This window comes from uncultured Pseudoflavonifractor sp. (genome assembly GCF_944387805.1).
Lineage (GTDB): Bacteria > Bacillota > Clostridia > Oscillospirales > Oscillospiraceae > Pseudoflavonifractor.
The window spans coordinates 1-16,803 of the sequence record NZ_CALXGI010000064.1; the positions used below are offsets into that span (position 1 = coordinate 1).

At 59.1% G+C, this 16,803-nt stretch carries 11 protein-coding genes and 1 tRNA gene; 9 read left to right on the forward strand and 3 right to left on the reverse strand.

Annotation, left to right across the window (positions count from 1 at the left end):
* Positions 1 to 79 precede the first annotated feature (79 nt).
* On the reverse strand, positions 80 to 736 hold the full coding sequence (locus Q0K06_RS11965) for an HAD-IA family hydrolase (protein ID WP_294552808.1): 657 nt from the start codon (positions 734 to 736) through the stop codon (positions 80 to 82).
* Between the two features lie 302 nt (positions 737 to 1,038).
* Between Q0K06_RS11965 and Q0K06_RS11970 the strand changes: the two genes are divergently transcribed.
* The 3 genes from Q0K06_RS11970 to Q0K06_RS11980 all read left to right on the forward strand — a co-directional run bounded on the left by Q0K06_RS11970 (position 1,039) and on the right by Q0K06_RS11980 (position 4,945).
* A tRNA-Ala gene (locus tag Q0K06_RS11970) sits at positions 1,039 to 1,114 on the forward strand.
* 366 nt (positions 1,115 to 1,480) lie between these two features.
* Positions 1,481 to 3,898 carry an alpha-L-rhamnosidase N-terminal domain-containing protein gene (locus Q0K06_RS11975; protein WP_294552810.1) on the forward strand — a complete coding sequence of 806 codons (2,418 nt, stop codon included), beginning with the start codon at positions 1,481 to 1,483 and terminating at the stop codon, positions 3,896 to 3,898.
* A gap of 15 nt (positions 3,899 to 3,913) precedes the next feature.
* On the forward strand, positions 3,914 to 4,945 hold the full coding sequence (locus Q0K06_RS11980; protein ID WP_294552811.1) for an SGNH/GDSL hydrolase family protein: 1,032 nt from the start codon (positions 3,914 to 3,916) through the stop codon (positions 4,943 to 4,945).
* Positions 4,946 to 4,960: 15 nt separating this feature from the next.
* On the opposite strand, the gene Q0K06_RS11985 is transcribed toward Q0K06_RS11980, so the two are convergent.
* Positions 4,961 to 6,352, reverse strand: a complete 1,392-nt coding sequence (locus Q0K06_RS11985) for an ATP-binding protein (protein WP_294552813.1) — start codon at positions 6,350 to 6,352, stop codon at positions 4,961 to 4,963.
* Between the two features lies 1 nt (position 6,353).
* Positions 6,354 to 7,064, reverse strand: a complete 711-nt coding sequence (locus tag Q0K06_RS11990) for a LytTR family DNA-binding domain-containing protein (RefSeq protein ID WP_294552815.1) — start codon at positions 7,062 to 7,064, stop codon at positions 6,354 to 6,356.
* Positions 7,065 to 7,266: 202 nt separating this feature from the next.
* Here Q0K06_RS11990 and Q0K06_RS11995 point away from each other — a divergent pair, with 202 nt between their 5' ends.
* The 6 genes from Q0K06_RS11995 to Q0K06_RS12020 all read left to right on the forward strand — a co-directional run.
* The gene (locus Q0K06_RS11995) at positions 7,267 to 7,908 is read left to right on the forward strand and encodes a hypothetical protein (protein WP_294552817.1); all 642 of its coding nucleotides are present in this window, start codon (positions 7,267 to 7,269) and stop codon (positions 7,906 to 7,908) included.
* A gap of 28 nt (positions 7,909 to 7,936) precedes the next feature.
* The gene (locus Q0K06_RS12000) at positions 7,937 to 10,816 is read left to right on the forward strand and encodes a glycoside hydrolase family 3 protein (protein ID WP_294552820.1); all 2,880 of its coding nucleotides are present in this window, start codon (positions 7,937 to 7,939) and stop codon (positions 10,814 to 10,816) included.
* A 1-nt stretch (position 10,817) separates the two neighbouring features.
* Positions 10,818 to 11,222, forward strand: coding sequence for a hypothetical protein (locus tag Q0K06_RS12005; RefSeq protein WP_294552822.1), 405 nt, complete (start codon positions 10,818 to 10,820; stop codon positions 11,220 to 11,222).
* A 64-nt stretch (positions 11,223 to 11,286) separates the two neighbouring features.
* Positions 11,287 to 12,423: a hypothetical protein gene (locus tag Q0K06_RS12010; RefSeq protein ID WP_294552826.1), complete on the forward strand. Its 1,137-nt coding sequence runs from the start codon at positions 11,287 to 11,289 to the stop codon at positions 12,421 to 12,423.
* A gap of 95 nt (positions 12,424 to 12,518) precedes the next feature.
* Positions 12,519 to 15,491 (forward strand): glycoside hydrolase family 3 C-terminal domain-containing protein, encoded by a 2,973-nt coding sequence (locus Q0K06_RS12015; protein ID WP_294552828.1) that lies wholly within the window; start codon positions 12,519 to 12,521, stop codon positions 15,489 to 15,491.
* A gap of 71 nt (positions 15,492 to 15,562) precedes the next feature.
* Positions 15,563 to 16,803, forward strand: a 1,241-nt coding sequence (locus Q0K06_RS12020) for a glycoside hydrolase family 3 C-terminal domain-containing protein (protein ID WP_294552831.1), incomplete at its 3' end; no start/stop codon positions are given.

The following is a 16,803-nucleotide window of genomic DNA, read 5'->3' on the forward strand; positions in this document are numbered from 1 at the left end:
CCCTTTAGGGGTATTGTCTGTATTATGCCCTTATAGGGCTTAATCAAGCCTCCGGCTTAGCCGGAGGTTGTGACTTGGGTCAGGAGTCGGCGGTCAGGGCGGCGTATAGGCCCTCGGGGTCGGCGGCAATCTTTGAGGCTCCATGAGCCAAGAGAAAGGACTCGTCCCGGAAACCCCAGCTCACCGAGATGCAGGGCAGGCCTGCGTTGCGGGCGGTGGCAATGTCCACGTCGGAGTCACCGATGTACACAGCTCCCTCAGCGGAGACCCCCAGCTCCTTCAGCGCTTTGAATACGGTGTCAGGGGCGGGCTTGCGCTCCACACCTTCGGACTCGCCGATGGACACCGGAATCAGATCCCTAAAATAGGTCTGGCAAAGGCCCTTGACGGCGCTGTCGAACTTGTTGGACACAATGGCCAGATGAAAGCCTGCCTTTTTCAGCCGGTCCAGCATCTCCAAGATACCGGGATAGGGCGCGGTCTTGTTCTCCATGTTGAGAAAGTAGTGGGCCCGGAAATCACTGAGGCATTTGGCTGTCAGCGCCTCCGGCGTGCCCTCGGGCACGGCCCGGGCAATGAGCTTTCCCACCCCGTTGCCCACAAAACAGCGCACCTCCTCCAGACTTCGGCTAGGCAGTCCGTTGACAGAGAGGGCGTAATTGGTGCTGTCAGCCAGGTCCTGGAGGGTATTCAGAAGCGTGCCGTCCAGGTCAAAGACTGCGGTGTGATATCTCATGTAAATCCCCCGTTTCGCCGCGCTGGGCGGCGCAGATGAAAGTAGGTCCTCTTGTTGGTTAATAGAGGGGCGGGTTGCTGTCGGCAGCCGATCGGAGAGCGAGCAGGCGCCAGTAGGCGGGATGCCTACCGCCGGGACCTTCATTATATGCCAGCGCCATGAAAAAATCAATTGGGGCAGCAGCTGGCGGTGGAAAAAGATTTTTTCTGATTTTGCCCAATTTGAACTTGACAATTTTAAGTACCTCTGGTATTATAACATTCGTTCCGCATGGGACAGTTACAAATGAAAAGTAAATCCATGGGGGTATAGCTCAGCTGGGAGAGCGCTTGAATGGCATTCAAGAGGTCAGCGGTTCGATCCCGCTTATCTCCACCAAAGAGTACGCAAAAAGGCTTGCTTTCGTAAGAAAGCAAGCCTTTTTGCGTACTATAATGAAATTAGCATGTCCATTCCAGAGCATGCGCTCTCCTCAAAAAAGAGGCGTTAAAGAGGCGTTCACACGGAACGCCTCTTTTTTGTATCTAAGCGGATCCGGGAATATAAGTTGTTTCTCAAAGGGAAGATGCTGGGAGCCCCTTACAAGCTCAGTTTTATGCCATTACGGCATGCGAGTTTTGGGCTGATTCAATAGGTTATGCGGTTTAGAGGCAAGCTTGTGCGAATTTGGTTCCCAGATTTTTGTGAATTCTTATAATTATAAGAGATGAAATGGGCGCTATTTTTATACAAGGGGATGGTAGAATGAATGTCAAACTGCTCACAAAGACATGCAGTCTGCTGCTGTGCGGAGCGCTTCTGCTCCCGCTGCTGGCCAGCTGCACCGGAGGGGGAGCCGATGTAACGCCTACACCGCTCCCTGATGTGGTGGCGAATGAAACCGCTCCCGACCGGGGAACGCCGGACCGATCCGACCTGATGTATCTGGATGCCATTGAGAAGTATGAGAAGACGGACTGGACAGCGCAGTGGATCTGGACTGAGGGCTGTTCCGAGGACAGCTACGTGGTCTTTCGAAAGACCTTTTCGCTGGACGAAGCCGTGGAGTCTGCCACGGCCTATATCTCCGCGGTGGACAAGTATGTGCTCTGGGTCAACGGGGAGATGGTGGTTTTGGATGGGTCCGTGAAGCGGGGACCCACGCCCTATGACAGCTATTACGACACGGTGGAGATCCCCAATCTCCGGCAGGGGGAGAATGTCATCGCCCTGCTGGTGGCCTTTAACGGCCGCTCCGGAGACGGCTCCATCGTGCCCATCATCACCGACGAGGAGGGCGACGAATACCCTCAGGCGGGGCTGATTTTTGAGATGGAGGCAGGCGGCACGGTCATCGCGACCGACCGGAGCTGGAAAGCCGCCCGGCATACTGGTTACAAAAACAGAGTCACCGCCGGCGCAGACTACCCCAATTATACCCAGTCCTCCATGCTGGCGGAACGGAACGTCTATTTTGACGCCCGGGAGGACCTGGGGGAGTTCTACGCGCCGGACTACGACGACAGCGCCTGGGAGAACGCCACGCTCATCTCCAAGGCCGGGGATCTGCCCTTCGGCGGTCTGTACTCCGCTATGATCGCACCGCCCGCGTTTGGTGAGATAGAGGACTTTGCCAACGCCGCCGATTATGTGGGCAGGACCCTGACCGAGGACACGACCCTGGTGCTGGACCTGCCGGGGAACATCCAGTTCACCGCCTGCTTTGCCCTGGAGGCCCCGGCGGGGAAAAAGGTGACGTTTTACACCGACACCTATACAGACCGGCAGGGACTTGCCAACTTTAAGGATACCTATGTCACGGCTGAGGGGGAGCAGTACTATGAAAACTACCCCTGGCGCAGCGGCAGCAAGCTTATCATCGAGGCGGAGGCAGGTGTGACCTTTACCCGCCTGGGCTACCGGAGAAGCGGGTTCAACGGCACGTGGGCCGGCTCTTTCTCTTCCTCCAACGCCGACCTGGACCAGCTGTGGCAGGAGGCCCTCAACACCATCGCCATCTGCATGCGGGATACCTACATGGACTGCCCGGAACGGGAGCGGGGCCCCTACATGGGGGACGCGTCCAATGAGATCGACGCCGCCCTTTACAGCTATGACCAGGCGGGGCTGGACCTGACCAAAAAGGCGATCCTGGCCTGCGTGGCGTGGACCACGCAAAGCGGGGCCATCCCCAGCCGTGCGCCTAGCGTCAAACCCCAGGAGATCCCCAACCAGAGCCTAATCTTTATGACCAGCGCCTACCACTACTGGCTCCACTCCGGGGACACCGAGACCATGACCGCTTACTGCAAGGCCTTTTTGAACTACCTCCAGCTCTTTGAGATGCAGGACGGCCTGCCGGTCTACCGGGACGGGTCCTGGACGTGGGATGACTGGGGCGAGTGCATCGACCGGGCGCTGCTCCAGGCCGGAATTTACTACTATGCCATGAATGTCACCCGCCAGCTGGCGGAGGCGCTGGGCATTACGGAGGGCGTGGAGTTCCTGACAGAGCGGATGGATGCCATGAAGGCGGCCTATCACGATGCCTATTATACGGAAGCGGGCTTCCGGAGCCCGGAGAGCAGTTATATCGACGAGCGGGCCAACGCCATGCTGGCGCTGTCCGGCCTGGCGGAGGAGAGCGATTACGAGCTCATCACCCAGGTCATCATGAGCACCTATGAGGCCAGCCCGTTCACGGAGAAGTATGTGCTCGAGGCCCTGTGCGTCATGGGCAGGACCGACCTGGCGCTTCAGCGGATGCTGGAGCGGTACGACCCCATGCTCCACGACGAATATGACACCCTGTGGGAGCAGTTCAACGATGATACGGGCACGGTCAACCACGGCTGGACCGCCGCGCCGCTGTACATCCTGTCCAAGTATGTGGCGGGCATCCGTGCCACAGAGGCCGGCTTCGAGCGCTATGAGATTGCCCCCTCCGGCGACCTGGATCACTTTACCTGTTCTGTCTGGACGCCCAAGGGAGAGCTGAAGGCCAGCCTGGAGACCGCGGATGGGGCCCGTGTACTCACCGTGACGGCCATCGACGCCGAGGGCACTGTGGTTATCCCGGAGCAGATGGGCAGCAGCATTACGGTGACCGGGGGAGACGCCGCCGTAGACGGGAACCGTGTGACCTTCTCCCAGGCGGGACAGTACGTCATCACGGTCCGGTGAAAGGAGAACAGCTTTATGAAGAAATGGATGCTGCCGCTGCTGGCGGGCCTGATGCTGCTGCTCGCTGCCTGCGGAGAAACCCGGGACGCCCAGCCCACCGCCGCCGGCGATGTACAGTCCGCCGACGGGGAGAAGGAGGTCTGGCAGCTGAGCATCGTCCAGCCGCCGGAGAGGCTGGACTACGAAGAGGGAGAGACCTTTGACCCCACAGGGGTTGTCATTCAGGCACAGCTGCGCGATGGCAGCGTGCTGGAGGACGTCCCCTATGAGGGCATCATTGTGGACGATCCCCTGACCCGCACCAGCCTGTACGCCAAATTCGTGTACGGCGGAAAGACAGCGGAGCAGAAGATCAACGTCACCCTCATCGGCAACCGGGATGAATATTCCGTCGCCAACACAGAAGAGCTGGCGGACAGCGCCCTGCGGGGAAAGACGATCTACTGGCTGGGTTCCTCAGTCACGGTCGGGGCCAGCGCGGGAGGGGAATCCATGGCCGACTTCATAGCAAAGAAGTACGGCGCGGTGTGCATCAAGGAGGCGGTGTCCGGGACGACCCTGGCCGATGTGAACGGGGAGAGCTATGTGGAGCGGCTGGACGCTTATCTGGCCTCCCCGGACCGGGCGGAGCAGGTCGACGCCTTTGTCTGCCAGCTGTCCACCAATGACAAGGGCTTTCCGGACCGCTTCGGGACGGTGACCGGGGACGATGTGCGCGACGCCTCCGCATTTGACCGGACGACCACCTTCGGAGCCATGGAGTACATCATCGCCACAGTCCGGGAGACCTGGGATTGCCCCATTTACTTCTACACGAATCCTCCCATGGGGGATGAGAACTACGGGACTATGGTGGACGCCCTGGAACAGATTGCCGCCAAGTGGGACGTGGGGATCATCGACCTGTATCGGGATGAGGCGTTCAACGACCTGACCGACGAGGAGCGGGACCTCTATATGTCCGACAGCATCCATCCGACAAAGGCGGGCTACCGGGAGTGGTGGCTGCCCAAATTTGAGGAAGCCCTGCTGGAAGCAGTAGGGTAAAAGAGAGCCGCCCGGCTATGGCCGGGCGGCTCTTTCTGACCTGTGGGAGGTACGGCTGCTAAGGGGAAAACGGACCTTGAGGAAGAACATATTGTCCAGAATATGGATATCCAGAGCGCCTCCATACTGTTCGGCGATGTATCGGATGCTCTTGGTGCCGAACCCGTGGTGGGAGCGGTCCTCCTTGCCTGTAACGGGCAAGCCGCCGGCGAGCTGCAGCTCGCCGCTGAAATAGTTGGACTCTTCAATTTCCAGCCCCTGGGAAGTCTCCCGGCAGATGAGGGAAATAATCTTGTCTTCCGGAGAGGAGAGCTGCTTGACAGCCTCAATAGCGTTGTCAATGATGTTTCCGAAAAGCGTATAGGTCTGGACGGGGGTGAGGAAAGACAGTTTTGCGCCGTCGGCCATGCAGGAAAAGGTGATGCCGTTTTTCTGGCAGGTCATGGCCTTCTCACACAGAACTACGTCCAGAACCTCGTTGCCGGTCTTGATATTGGCGTCGTAGAACTGGATGGCCTCCCGCAGGGAGCTGATCTCCTCTGAGGTAAGCTTACCCTCAATTTTGTCCAGAATGTGCTTGAGGTCGTGGCACTTCATATTGATGACGTCCATATTGTCCCGAATGGACTCAAACTGGATCTTGTCCTGCCTCCACAGGTGGTGCAGCACCTCCAGCTGCTGGTCCTTTTCGCTCAGGGAGAGCAGGCCGGAGCAGATGAAGAGCACCGCCAGGCCGAAAGCGACGCAGAACACCTTGACCACAATGTTGAGCACCCAGCTCTCCTGCTCATAGACCCGGGAGATGCAGATGAGGACATTGATCGTGAGCACGGTAAAGACCGATATCCCGCCCACCCCCCAGGAGGCATACCGGCTGTGGGAGAGGTGGTTCTTAGGCCGGAAGAGAAAGGAGAGCAGCAGATACATCCCCAGATGAAATGCAAAGAACAAAAGCCAGTCCCAGTTCGTCATCTCGCCTGAGCCGGCGTGAAAAAAAGAGATGGTCTCCTTGTCGTTGATGCCGAGCAGGTTTTGGATGAGGGGGTAGAGCTTGCCGGTCAGCTGGTAGGTGGCCATGCCGCAGCAGAAGGTCAGCAGCAGGTCGGAGAGCTCATCCTTCCAGCAGAAGAGCAGAGCTCCGAAATTGAGCAGCGTGACGGCGAGGTAACACAGCACCCGGACCAGAAGGGTCTCCACCTCGGTGTAGAGAATGGACAGCAGAAAGCACAGCGCCAGTCCCTCCAGCAGGGCGATGAGGACGCGGGGGAGAAAAAACTCCCGCCGGGTCAGGCCAGGAGTGAAAAAGACGATACAGACGGCGCACTGCAAAAAGGTGAAGAAGAGACTGAAGGCCTGAAAGGTATATGGGCCAAGCGCAATAGAGAGGAAGGACAGGATAACATTCATGCTACGGCCTCTCCATAAACTGACTGAATGCTTCCACAAACGCCTTGCGCTTTGGGTGGCTGATCTGCAGCGCTTCTCCCTCCACGAACACGCTCATTCCGTCGATTTTGGAGACGTGCTCCAGATTGACCAGAAGAAAATTGTTGCACCGGGCAAAAGAGCGGGAGGGGAGGGAGGCCTCCGCGTTTTTGAGGGTCTGATAACGGCGGTACTCCCCGCTGGCGGTGTGGTATACGCAGTAATGGCCCTTGACCTCTACATAGAAAATATCGCTGGGGGCAAGCCGGACAAAGCTGTTCTCGGTTTTGATGAACACGTCCGGCGAGACGGCCTCCGGCCGTTCCACTTTTCCCAGCAGGCGGGTAAATTTCAAAGCAAACTCCGGGTAGTTCACCGGCTTGACAATAAAATCGGCGGCATCCACGTCGTAGCCCTGAATGGCGTACTGGCGCATGGTGGTGACAAAGACCAGGACGACTTTTTGGTCCCGCTCCCGGAGAAACCGGGCGGCGTCCATCCCGTCCAGCATGGGCATTTTAATGTCCATAAAGATCATCTGATAGCCCTGGGTGTATTTCTCCAAAAAGGTCACAGCGTCATAGAAAACAGATACGGACACCACGAGCTGGCGCTCTGCGGCATAGCGCTTGATGTGCGTCTCCAAGAGTGCGGCCTGCTCCCGGTCGTCTTCTACGATGGCGATTCCAAGCATGGCTGTTCCTCCTTCCTATCTGTTCCCTCCTAGATAATATAGCAATATAGACAAGGAAAGTCAAGGAAGGGGAGATGGAAATGGTAAGGTTGTGCGGTATGAAAAGAAGGTTGTGCTGTATCCATTGAAAACTATGTTGAGAATGAATAAATTGTGAACTGAAAACCGGGATGCCCGGGAAAAGAAAAGGAGGATACCAATTATGAAAAAGTATGCCAAAAGACTGACGGCGCTGGCCCTTGCAGCCCTGATGGTCCTGAGTCTTGCCGCTTGCGGCGGCAACGGCGGCGGTAGCGGCGGAGGGAAGGTCACCGGCGTTTACCTCAGCCCCGCCCAGCTCGGCTATTCAAACATGCGCCCCCAGTACAACTACTACCTGACCACCTTTGATCAGCAGGAGATCACCCTGATGGATGATAACACCTACTGCCTGATCCTCTCCAGCGCCTGCTTCTCCGCCCTGGAGCTGGCCGAGAGCACCAACGACGCCAAGGGCAACGAGCGTACCAATTACATCACCAAGTTCTACGGCACCTATACCTCCCAGGTCAACGACCTGGACGAGGATCTGCTGGACGTGACGCTCTCCACCCCCACCCGCGTGGTGAGCAGCTACGATCAGACCTACTGGCTGGACACCGACAACTGGAATGATGATATGGGCAAGGCCGTGATTCCTGCTCAGATTGATCCCAGCACAGGCGCCGCAGTCGCCGATCCCAATGCCACGCCCTGGACTGCCGAGCAGTACCTGGAGAGCGTTGCCTATCCTGAGACTACGGTGCAGCTCAACACCAAGACTGCGTCCTTTGATTTCACGCCCGGCTTCCTCGTCCAGGGTTAATCCTGGGTATTGAGGAGGAAGGCTTGGCATGAAAAAGAAAAATCTCTGGCGGGGTCTCTGCGCCACCATGGTACTGGTGTTTTCCCTGACCATGTTTGGCCAGAGCCTGGCCTTCACCCGCGAGGGTGACATCAACCTCTTCCTGGGCACCACGCCGCCAACCATTCAGGCCACCGATGACACTACTTATTACAAGTCGGATTACGCCACTATGGAGGAGATGCGCGCGGACCAGAAGGACTATCTCATCCAGAGCCAGATCGAGGGCAGCGTGCTGCTGCGCAACGAAAACAATGCCCTGCCCCTGGCCGCCGGCGCCAGCGTGACCCTGTTCGGCTACGCTGCGGCCACCCCGGTATACCACGGCGGCTCCGGCGGTCCTCCCAACACCGGCATCAACCTTTTTGACGCGCTGAAGGAGGAGGGCGCCCAGGTCAACCAGACGGTTTACGACGCCATCGTGGCGGCCGGCGGCAACCGGACCAAGACCGGCCTGATCGGCGAGATCCCGGCCAGCGCCTATGCCGGAACCGAGAGCTCCTTCAGCAGCTACGGTGATGCGGCTATCTATGTCATGAGCCGTTTCGGCGGCGAGGAGGGCGACCTGAACCACGGCCTTCAGGGCGACTGGCAGGAGGGCCCGGTCGGCGTGCCCGAGCTGAGCCTCCATCAGGAGGAGATCGACACGCTCAACCTGATCCGGGATTCCGGCGCCTTCGACAAGATTATCGTGGTGGTCAACTCCGGCTATGCCATGGAGCTGGGCTGGCTGGCCGACTATGGCGTGGATGCCTGCCTGTGGGTCGGCTATCCGGGCAACTACGGTATGACCGGCGTGGCCTGGGCCCTTCTGGGCCAGGCCGACCCCTCCGGCCGGAACGTCATCACCTACGCCACCGACTCTCTCAGCTCCGCCGCCATGCAGAACGCCGGCGACTTCACCTTTGACAACCTGACCGGCCTGTATAAGAACAAGTACCTGGTATACGCCGAGGGCATCTACGTGGGCTATAAGTACTACGAGACCCGCTATCAGGATCAAGTGCTTGGGATCAACAACGCCGCCGGCGCCAAGGGTGTCTATGCCAGCGAGAACGGCAGCTGGGACTATGCCGACGAGATGGTCTTTACGTTTGGCGCGGGCATGTCCTATGCCGACTTTACCCAGGAGCTGCTGAGCGTGAACTGGGATAAGTCCTCCCACACCGTCACGGCGGAGGTAAAGGTCACGAACAACGGCTCGTCCACTTACAGCGGCGTGAGCAAGGATGTGGTCCAGCTCTATGTCCAGCTGCCCTGGGAGGCCGGACAGGCCGAAAAGAGCGCCATCCAGCTGGTGGACTTCGCCAAGACCGGCGACCTGGCCGCAGGCGAGAGCGAGACGGTGACCCTGGAGTTCTCCGATTACATCTTTGCCACCTACGACCAGAATGCGGTCAACGGCGCGGACAGCACCAAGACCGGCTGTTACGTCTTTGACGCAGGCGACTACTACTTCGCCATCGGCGACGACGCCCATGACGCCCTGAACAACGTCCTGGCGGCCCGGGGCGTGACCGGTATGTTCGACGCCGAAGGCAATCCGGTGGACGGCGACGCGGCAAAGGCGTACAAAGACACCCTGGACAGTCTGGACAACACCACCTATGCCGTCTCCCCCTATACCGGCGTGGTGGTCTCCAACCTCTTTGAGGACCGGGATATCAACTACTTCATCCCCGGCGCGGTGACCTATATGACCCGCGCGGACTGGAATACCTTCCCCGACACGGTGGCCACGCTGACCGCCACGCCGGAGATCCAGGACCTGATGGAGAACTTCCAGTACGAAAAGCCGGCGGATGCCCCCGATATCTCCACCTATAACTACAATCAGGACAACGGCATCTCCTTCATCGAAATGAAGGATGTGCCCTTTGACGACCCCAAGTGGGAGCAGTTCATCGATCAGCTCAGCGCCACCGAGCTGGCCCAGATCACCGGCGACAAGATGGGCATGGATGCCATCCCCAGGGTGAGCTTCCCGGCCTACTCCGGCGGCGACGGCCCGGACGGCCATCAGGGCGGCACCCTCTTTAACGCGGAGATGCTCTGCGCCTCCACCTTCAGCAAGGAGATGCTGCGGCTGCGGGGCTACTACCTCGGCGAGGAGAGCTACTGGGTGGGCTTCCGCCAGATCTACGCCCCCGGCGGGAACATTCACCGCACCCCCTACTCCGGCCGTAACTTCGAGTACTACTCCGAGGACGCCATCCTCAGCTACATCTGCGGCGAGATCCAGACCAAGGCGATGGCGGACAAGGGGCTGGCGGGGATGTTCAAGCACTTCTGCGGCAACGACCAGGAGACCAACCGCCACGGCGTAGCCACCTTTATGACCGAGCAGACCTACCGCGAGGTGTGCCTGAAGGGATTTGAGGGCGGCCTGCAGAAGGATCACAGCATGGGCACCATGACCGCCTACAACCGCATCGGCTGTGTGCCCACCGCCAGCGACTATGCCACCATGACCACCGTTTTGCGGGAGGAGTGGGGCTTCACCGGCATCAATATGACCGACTCCTCCAAGGACTCCGCCAGCTATATGGGCACCGCCGATTCCATCCAGGCCGGCACCACCCAGTTCAACAACGACCCCGGCCGCGTGCCTGAAGTGTCCAACCTGCTGGTCAAGGACCGGGATGGCTTTATCTGGGGCAAGGTCCGAGAGCTGGCCAAGTACTATTTCTACACCATGAGCCGCACCAACCTGGTGAACGGCTTGAGCGAGGAAGTGGCAGTGGAGAACTTCACCCCCTGGTGGAAGCCCGCCATGATTGGGCTGAATGCGGCTTTGGGCGTCCTGGTCGCAGGCACTGCTGTACTGTATATCCTCTCTGAGGTGAAGTCCAGAAAGGGGGGCAAGTGAGATGTCCCTGTTCAAAAATGCAAAGGCTGGCCTCTGGCTGAGCATGGCCGCGGCTGTTCTTGCTCTCGTGGGCGCTGTGGTATATGTGGCTGTCTATATGGCCACTGCCGCAGAAGAGGTGGACCGGGTGTTTTCCTGGCTCACCTTCGGCCTGATGATTGGGGGCGCTGTGATCACTGCGGGTGGTGAGTTTCTCCGCCTGCCTTTCACCCCCATTCTGGGCGGAGCCTGCTTCTCCGTCGCATTGGCCAATCACCTGGTCGAGACCGCTTATCCTCTGGCCGATGTGCTGACCGGAGTGCCATTTTTTGGCGGCGACCCTGTGCTGGCGATTGTTTTCTCAGTGGTTTTCGGCGTGGTGGCACTGCTCAACGTAGTCTCTGCCTTCATGGCCCACCACAGTTGAGCCATTACTTATGTCCGCAGCCCGGCCGGATGCCGGGAGGCAATAAAAAAGTCTGGAGGAAAACATGATGAAACGGAACAAGTTCCTTGCTCTGGGCCTGGCGCTGGTCATGGCCCTGACCTTGGCGGCCTGCGGCAATGATGCCGCTGACTCGACACCTTCTCCTTCTGCCACAGCCGGGGAGGAGAACAATACCGGGTCCAAGACTTATCAGTTCACTGGCAAATATGAGGAGGATAGCGCCAATGCTTCCATGCTCAACGCCGCCTTCCTGCTGAACCTGAACGAGGACGGCACTGCCGTGGCCGACCGCTATATGTTCGACAACTACGACGACTCCGATGCCGCCACCAACCCCACCTACACCGCCAGCTATATGTCCGGCACCTGGAAAGAGGCTGAGCGGGACGGTGTGGCCTGCCTGCAGATCAAGCTGGCCTATGTGGATGAGGCAGGCAACGAGTCCAATGGTCAGACCGCCTATGCCTATGATGTGGCCGGTGTGTACTCCTTTGATATGACCTTCCCCGTGGTGCCCGGCATGTCCTATACCCGTACTGCTACCATGGAGGGTACTGAGGGCAAGACCTATGAGGATGCCAACGCCTTTATCCAGGCATTTAAGGCGGAGTTTGTGGCCCCGGAGAACGTGGCGGCTCTGACCGATGAAGAGAACGGCGGCACCGCCTACCTGCAGCCCGACGGCACCCTGCTGATCTATGCCGGTTACAACAACGTGGCTCAGGGGACCTGGAACGTGGAGAACGGCGCTCTGACTGTCACGATCAATGACGCGGCCGTCAACGTAACTGCCGACGGCAATAAGGCCACCTTCTCCTATGACTATTCTATGGCTGAGGGATACAGCACTACCTATACCTTTGTCTGCGAAGACGTGACTGCGCTCTCTGCCCCTGCGGCGGGTGCAACTGGTTCCGAGGGCGGCGAGGCTGAGGCCGAGGGCATTGCCTCCTATGATGCCGGCGGCCTGGTGCTGGTGCTCCTGGATGACACCAATATGAAGGTCGAGTTCCCGGAGTATGGTATGGAGCGCGACGGCTTTACCTATGTGCTGGACGGAAACACCCTGACGGTCACCGCCCCGAGCGAGGATGAGCTGGGTGCCTTCAGCCAGATCTGGTCCGCTATGGGCGGCGAGACCTGGACCATCGACGGCAACACCGCCACCAAGGCGGGCTAAGCGGGATCTCTAATCCCTGAAAGATTTTAACGGAAAAAAGGAAGCTCCGGGCAAACAGACCTGTCCGGAGCTCCTTTTCAGAAAGGAAGTTTCCCATGAAGCAGAAAAAAGGCAGTAAGCTGTGGGCGGTGTTGACCGCGATCACAGCTGTTCTCCTGGTGGTCTGCATTGTGGCTATTCCTGTGACATCGGCATTTGCCACGGCGATTAATGTGGCGCTGAACGCGAAGACCCAGGAAATTGTGCCTGATCCCAATGCTACCATTTACTTCTGGAGCGATTACGAGAGCGAAGAGGACCTGGTGGCCTATGAAAAGGAACTGTGCGAGCAGATCGAGGAGGAGGGAGCTGCCCTCCTGGTGAACCGGGACAATACTCTGCCTCTGGCCGAGGGCACGAAGTTCACCCCCTTTTCTCAGTCCAGCTTCAATCTGCTGTACGGCGGTACCGGCTCCGGCCAGGTGTCCGCCAATGACGCGGTATCTCTGAAGGCCGCCCTGGACAGGGCGTTCGGCGAGGACTCCGTCAACCCTGACCAGTGGAAGTTCTATGCCACCTGCGGCTATCAGCGGGTGAATGCCGACACCACCGGCGGCAATCAGACTCAGTACCGGATCAACGAGGTGCCCTGGAGCGAGTACTCCGATGCCCTCCAGGCCACTTGGTCCAACTACGGCGATGTGGCTCTTGTGGTGCTGGCCCGCTCCGGCGGCGAGGGTGCCGACCTGCCCAGCGGACTGCCCGAGCTGGAGCCCTATATGACCGACGGCGACTACCTCCGGCTGTGCAAGGAAGAGGTGGAGATGTTTGAGAATCTGGAGGCCTTGAAGGAGCAGGGCGTGTTCAAGAAGATCGTGGTGCTCCTCAATTCCTCCAACAGCCTCCAGCTGGACTTTGTGGACGACTACGGCATCGACGCGGTGCTGTGGGTCGGCGACGTGGGCATGACCGGCATCAATGGCGTGGCCGATATCCTGGCCGGCAACGTCAACCCCTCCGGCCGGCTTGTGGACACCTTCCTGCGGGACAACCACTCCTCGCCGGCCATGCAGAACTTCGGCGCCTACGCCTATACCAATGCCGCGGAATATGACACTGCCACTGCCCAGAACAACACCGATCCCGGCGTCGCCAAGTGCAACCAGGACTACGTGGTGTACCAGGAGGGCATCTACGTGGGCTACCGGTACTATGAGACCCGGTATGAGGACTATGTTCTCGGCCAGGGCAACGCCGGAGAGTATGACTACAATGCAGACGTGGCGTTCCCCTTCGGCTACGGCCTGAGCTATACCACCTTTGAGTACTCCAACTTCACGGTGGAGGACCAGGGGGACACCTTCCTGGTGGGCGTGGACGTGACCAACACCGGTGCGGTGGACGGCAAGCACACGGTGCAGATCTACTTCCAGAGCCCGTACACCCAGTACGACAAGGACAACGGGGTGGAGAAGGCCTCGGTGGAGCTGTGCGGCTTTGACAAGAAGGAGATTGCCGCCGGAGCGACGGAGCACTTTGAGATTACAGTGGAGAAAGAGAACCTGACAAGCTACGATGCGAACAATGCCAGAACCTACATTCTGGAGGACGGGGACTACTACTTCACGGTGGGAAGCGACGCCCACAACGCCGTCAACAACATTTTGATGGCGAAGGGGGCGGACGAGAGCCGGATGAGCGGCAGCGGAGACGCCAGCCTGACCTACAAGTGGAGCAACACGAGCTTTGACGCGGAGACCTATTCGGTGTCGCCGGTCACGGGCAATCCCATTACCAACCTGTTTGACAATGCGGACCTGAACAAGTACGAGGGCGCGGAGGACCAGCAGATTACCTACCTCACCCGCAATGACTGGGTGGGCACCTTCCCTCAGGGCCCTGTATCGCTGCGCATTACCGAGGAGATGTGGAAGGACGGTCTGTCTCACAATGAGGCGGACCGGGCCGCCATCGTGGAGGAGTACAAGGCCCTCTACTATCCCGACGCTACCATGCCTGCTGTGGGCGTGAGCGGAGATCTGACCGCCAGCATGTATGCAGAGACCGAAGCTGACGACCCTTCGTGGGATGATCTGATCAGCCAGATCCCCTACTCTGAGATGACCAACCTCATCTATAACGGGTTCCACCTGACCCAGCCGGTGCCTTCCATCAGCCTGCCCGGCACCAACGATGAGAACGGGCCACAGGGCTTCACCAAGAGCCTGATGGGCGGCTCCAGCGCTATGGCGTACACCTCCGAGGATGTGATGGCCGCCACCTTCAACCTGGAGCTGATTGAGAGCATGGGCAAGTGCATCGGCGAGGACTTCCTCCATGCTACCGGCGAGGACGGTACTGTGTACGCCGGCATCTACGGCCCTGGCGCCAACATCCACCGCACGCCCTACTGCGGACGTAACTTTGAGTACTACTCCGAGGACGGCTGGCTGTCCGGAAAGGTGGCCGCCGTGGAGGTCGCCGCCATCCAGGACCGCGGCGTCTATGTGTTCACCAAGCACTTTGCCCTCAACGACCAGGAGGAGGGACGCTACGGCATCTCCACCTGGAGCAACGAGCAGGCCATCCGGGAGCTGTATCTGGAGGGCTTTGAGGGCAGCGTGACCGAAGGCGGCGGCATGGGCGTGATGAGCTCCTTCAACCGCATCGGCGTGGTGTGGAGCGGCGCCCACCACGGCCTGATGACCGGCATCCTCCGGGATGAGTGGGGCATGAAGGGCGCAGCCATTACCGACTGCTCCGTCATGGCCAGCTACATGGACTACCGCATGGGCGTCCTGGCCGGGCAGGATCTGTGGGATGGTTACAGCATGGGTATGGCCACCCTGGACGGGCTGGAGAATGACCCGGCGATTGTCACCGCCGTACAGAACGCGGTCAAGCATATCACCTATTCCATTACACACAGCCATGCCATGAACATCGGCAATGCAACGGTTATCCCCGTGACACCGTGGTGGCAGATGGCCCTTTACGGAGCCACCGGTGTGATGGCGGTGCTTACCGCCCTGTGCGCCTTCCTGCTGGTGCGCAGCATTCGGAAAGCAAAGCAGCAGCCAAACGACTGAGAAAAGGCGGGCCGCGGGCGTGAAAACGGCCCAGCGGCCCGCCTTTTTCAGGGTAAAAAGAGGAGGGCAATATGAAAAAACAGAGGAACCACTGGAAGATCCCAACCGCGATCCTGGCTGTACTCACTGCGGTGTGTATTGTGGCGATTCCTGTGACAGGCTACTTTCAGACTATGATTAACGCGGCGCTGGATGCGGAGACCCAGAAAGTTATTCCTGACCCGGACGCTCAGATTTTTTACTGGACCGACTACGAGACGGAGGAGGAGCTGGTTGCCAATGACTGGGCAGTCTGCCGTCAGGTGACGGCAGAGGGCGCGGCCCTGCTGGTCAACCGGGATAACACCCTTCCGCTGCCCCAGGACACCAAATTCTCCTGTTTCTCACAGTCCTCGGTTGACCCGGTGAAAGTGGGGACGGGATCGGCCTTTATGTCTACCAGCGAGGGAGACAGCCTCTCCTCAGCCTTAGAGAGCAGCTTCCAGCCCGGATGTGTCAACACGGAGCTTTGGAAATTTTATATTACCAGCGGCTATCAGCGGGTAAACGCTGATCTCACCGGCGGCGACCCGTCCCAGTACCGGATTAACGAGGTGCCCTGGAGCGAGTACCCCGACGCGCTGAAGGCCACCTTTTCCGACTACGGCGATGTGGCGCTGGTAGTGCTCTCCCGCTCCTCCGGCGAGGGCGCCGACCTGCCCAGCGGACTGCCTGAGCTGGAGCCCTATATGACCGACGGCGACTACCTCCAGCTGTGCAAGGAAGAAGTGGAACTGCTGGAAAATCTCCAGGCCCTGAAGGAACAAGGGGTGTTTAAAAAGATCGTGGTGCTCCTCAATTCCTCCAGCACCCTTCAGCTGGACTTTGTGGACGACTACGGCATTGACGCGGTGCTGTGGGTGGGCAACCTGGGACTGAACGGCCTGCCTGCTGTGACCGACATCCTGGCCGGTAAGGTCAACCCCTCCGGCCGGATTGTGGACACCTTCCTGCGGGACAACCACTCTTCGCCGGCCATGGCCAACTACGACGCCTTTCCCTACACCAATGCCGAGGAGCTTGGCCTGGCGACCGCCCAGAACAACAACGCGCCGGGCATTGACAAGTGCAACCAGGACTACGTGGTGTACCAGGAGGGCATCTACGTGGGCTACCGGTACTATGAGACACGGTATGAGGACTATGTTCTCGGCCAGGGCAACGCCGGAGAGTATGACTACAATGCGGACGTGGCATTCCCCTTCGGCTACGGCCTGAGCTATACCACCTTTGAGTACTCCAACTTCACGGTGGAGGACCAGGGGGACACCTT

What these genes read in the sequence shown, in the direction of transcription:
- Q0K06_RS11995 (WP_294552817.1), top strand. Translation starts at nt 7,267, where the DNA reads ATGAAAAAGTATGCCAAAAGACTGACGGCGCTGGCCCTTGCAGCCCTG.
- Q0K06_RS11975 (WP_294552810.1), top strand. Translation starts at nt 1,481, where the DNA reads ATGAATGTCAAACTGCTCACAAAGACATGCAGTCTGCTGCTGTGCGGA.
- Q0K06_RS11980 (WP_294552811.1), top strand. Translation starts at nt 3,914, where the DNA reads ATGAAGAAATGGATGCTGCCGCTGCTGGCGGGCCTGATGCTGCTGCTC.
- Q0K06_RS12010 (WP_294552826.1), top strand. Translation starts at nt 11,287, where the DNA reads ATGATGAAACGGAACAAGTTCCTTGCTCTGGGCCTGGCGCTGGTCATG.
- Q0K06_RS12015 (WP_294552828.1), top strand. Translation starts at nt 12,519, where the DNA reads ATGAAGCAGAAAAAAGGCAGTAAGCTGTGGGCGGTGTTGACCGCGATC.
- Q0K06_RS11990 (WP_294552815.1), bottom strand. Translation starts at nt 7,064, where the DNA reads ATGCTTGGAATCGCCATCGTAGAAGACGACCGGGAGCAGGCCGCACTC.
- Q0K06_RS11965 (WP_294552808.1), bottom strand. Translation starts at nt 736, where the DNA reads ATGAGATATCACACCGCAGTCTTTGACCTGGACGGCACGCTTCTGAAT.
- Q0K06_RS12000 (WP_294552820.1), top strand. Translation starts at nt 7,937, where the DNA reads ATGAAAAAGAAAAATCTCTGGCGGGGTCTCTGCGCCACCATGGTACTG.
- Q0K06_RS11985 (WP_294552813.1), bottom strand. Translation starts at nt 6,352, where the DNA reads ATGAATGTTATCCTGTCCTTCCTCTCTATTGCGCTTGGCCCATATACC.
- Q0K06_RS12005 (WP_294552822.1), top strand. Translation starts at nt 10,818, where the DNA reads ATGTCCCTGTTCAAAAATGCAAAGGCTGGCCTCTGGCTGAGCATGGCC.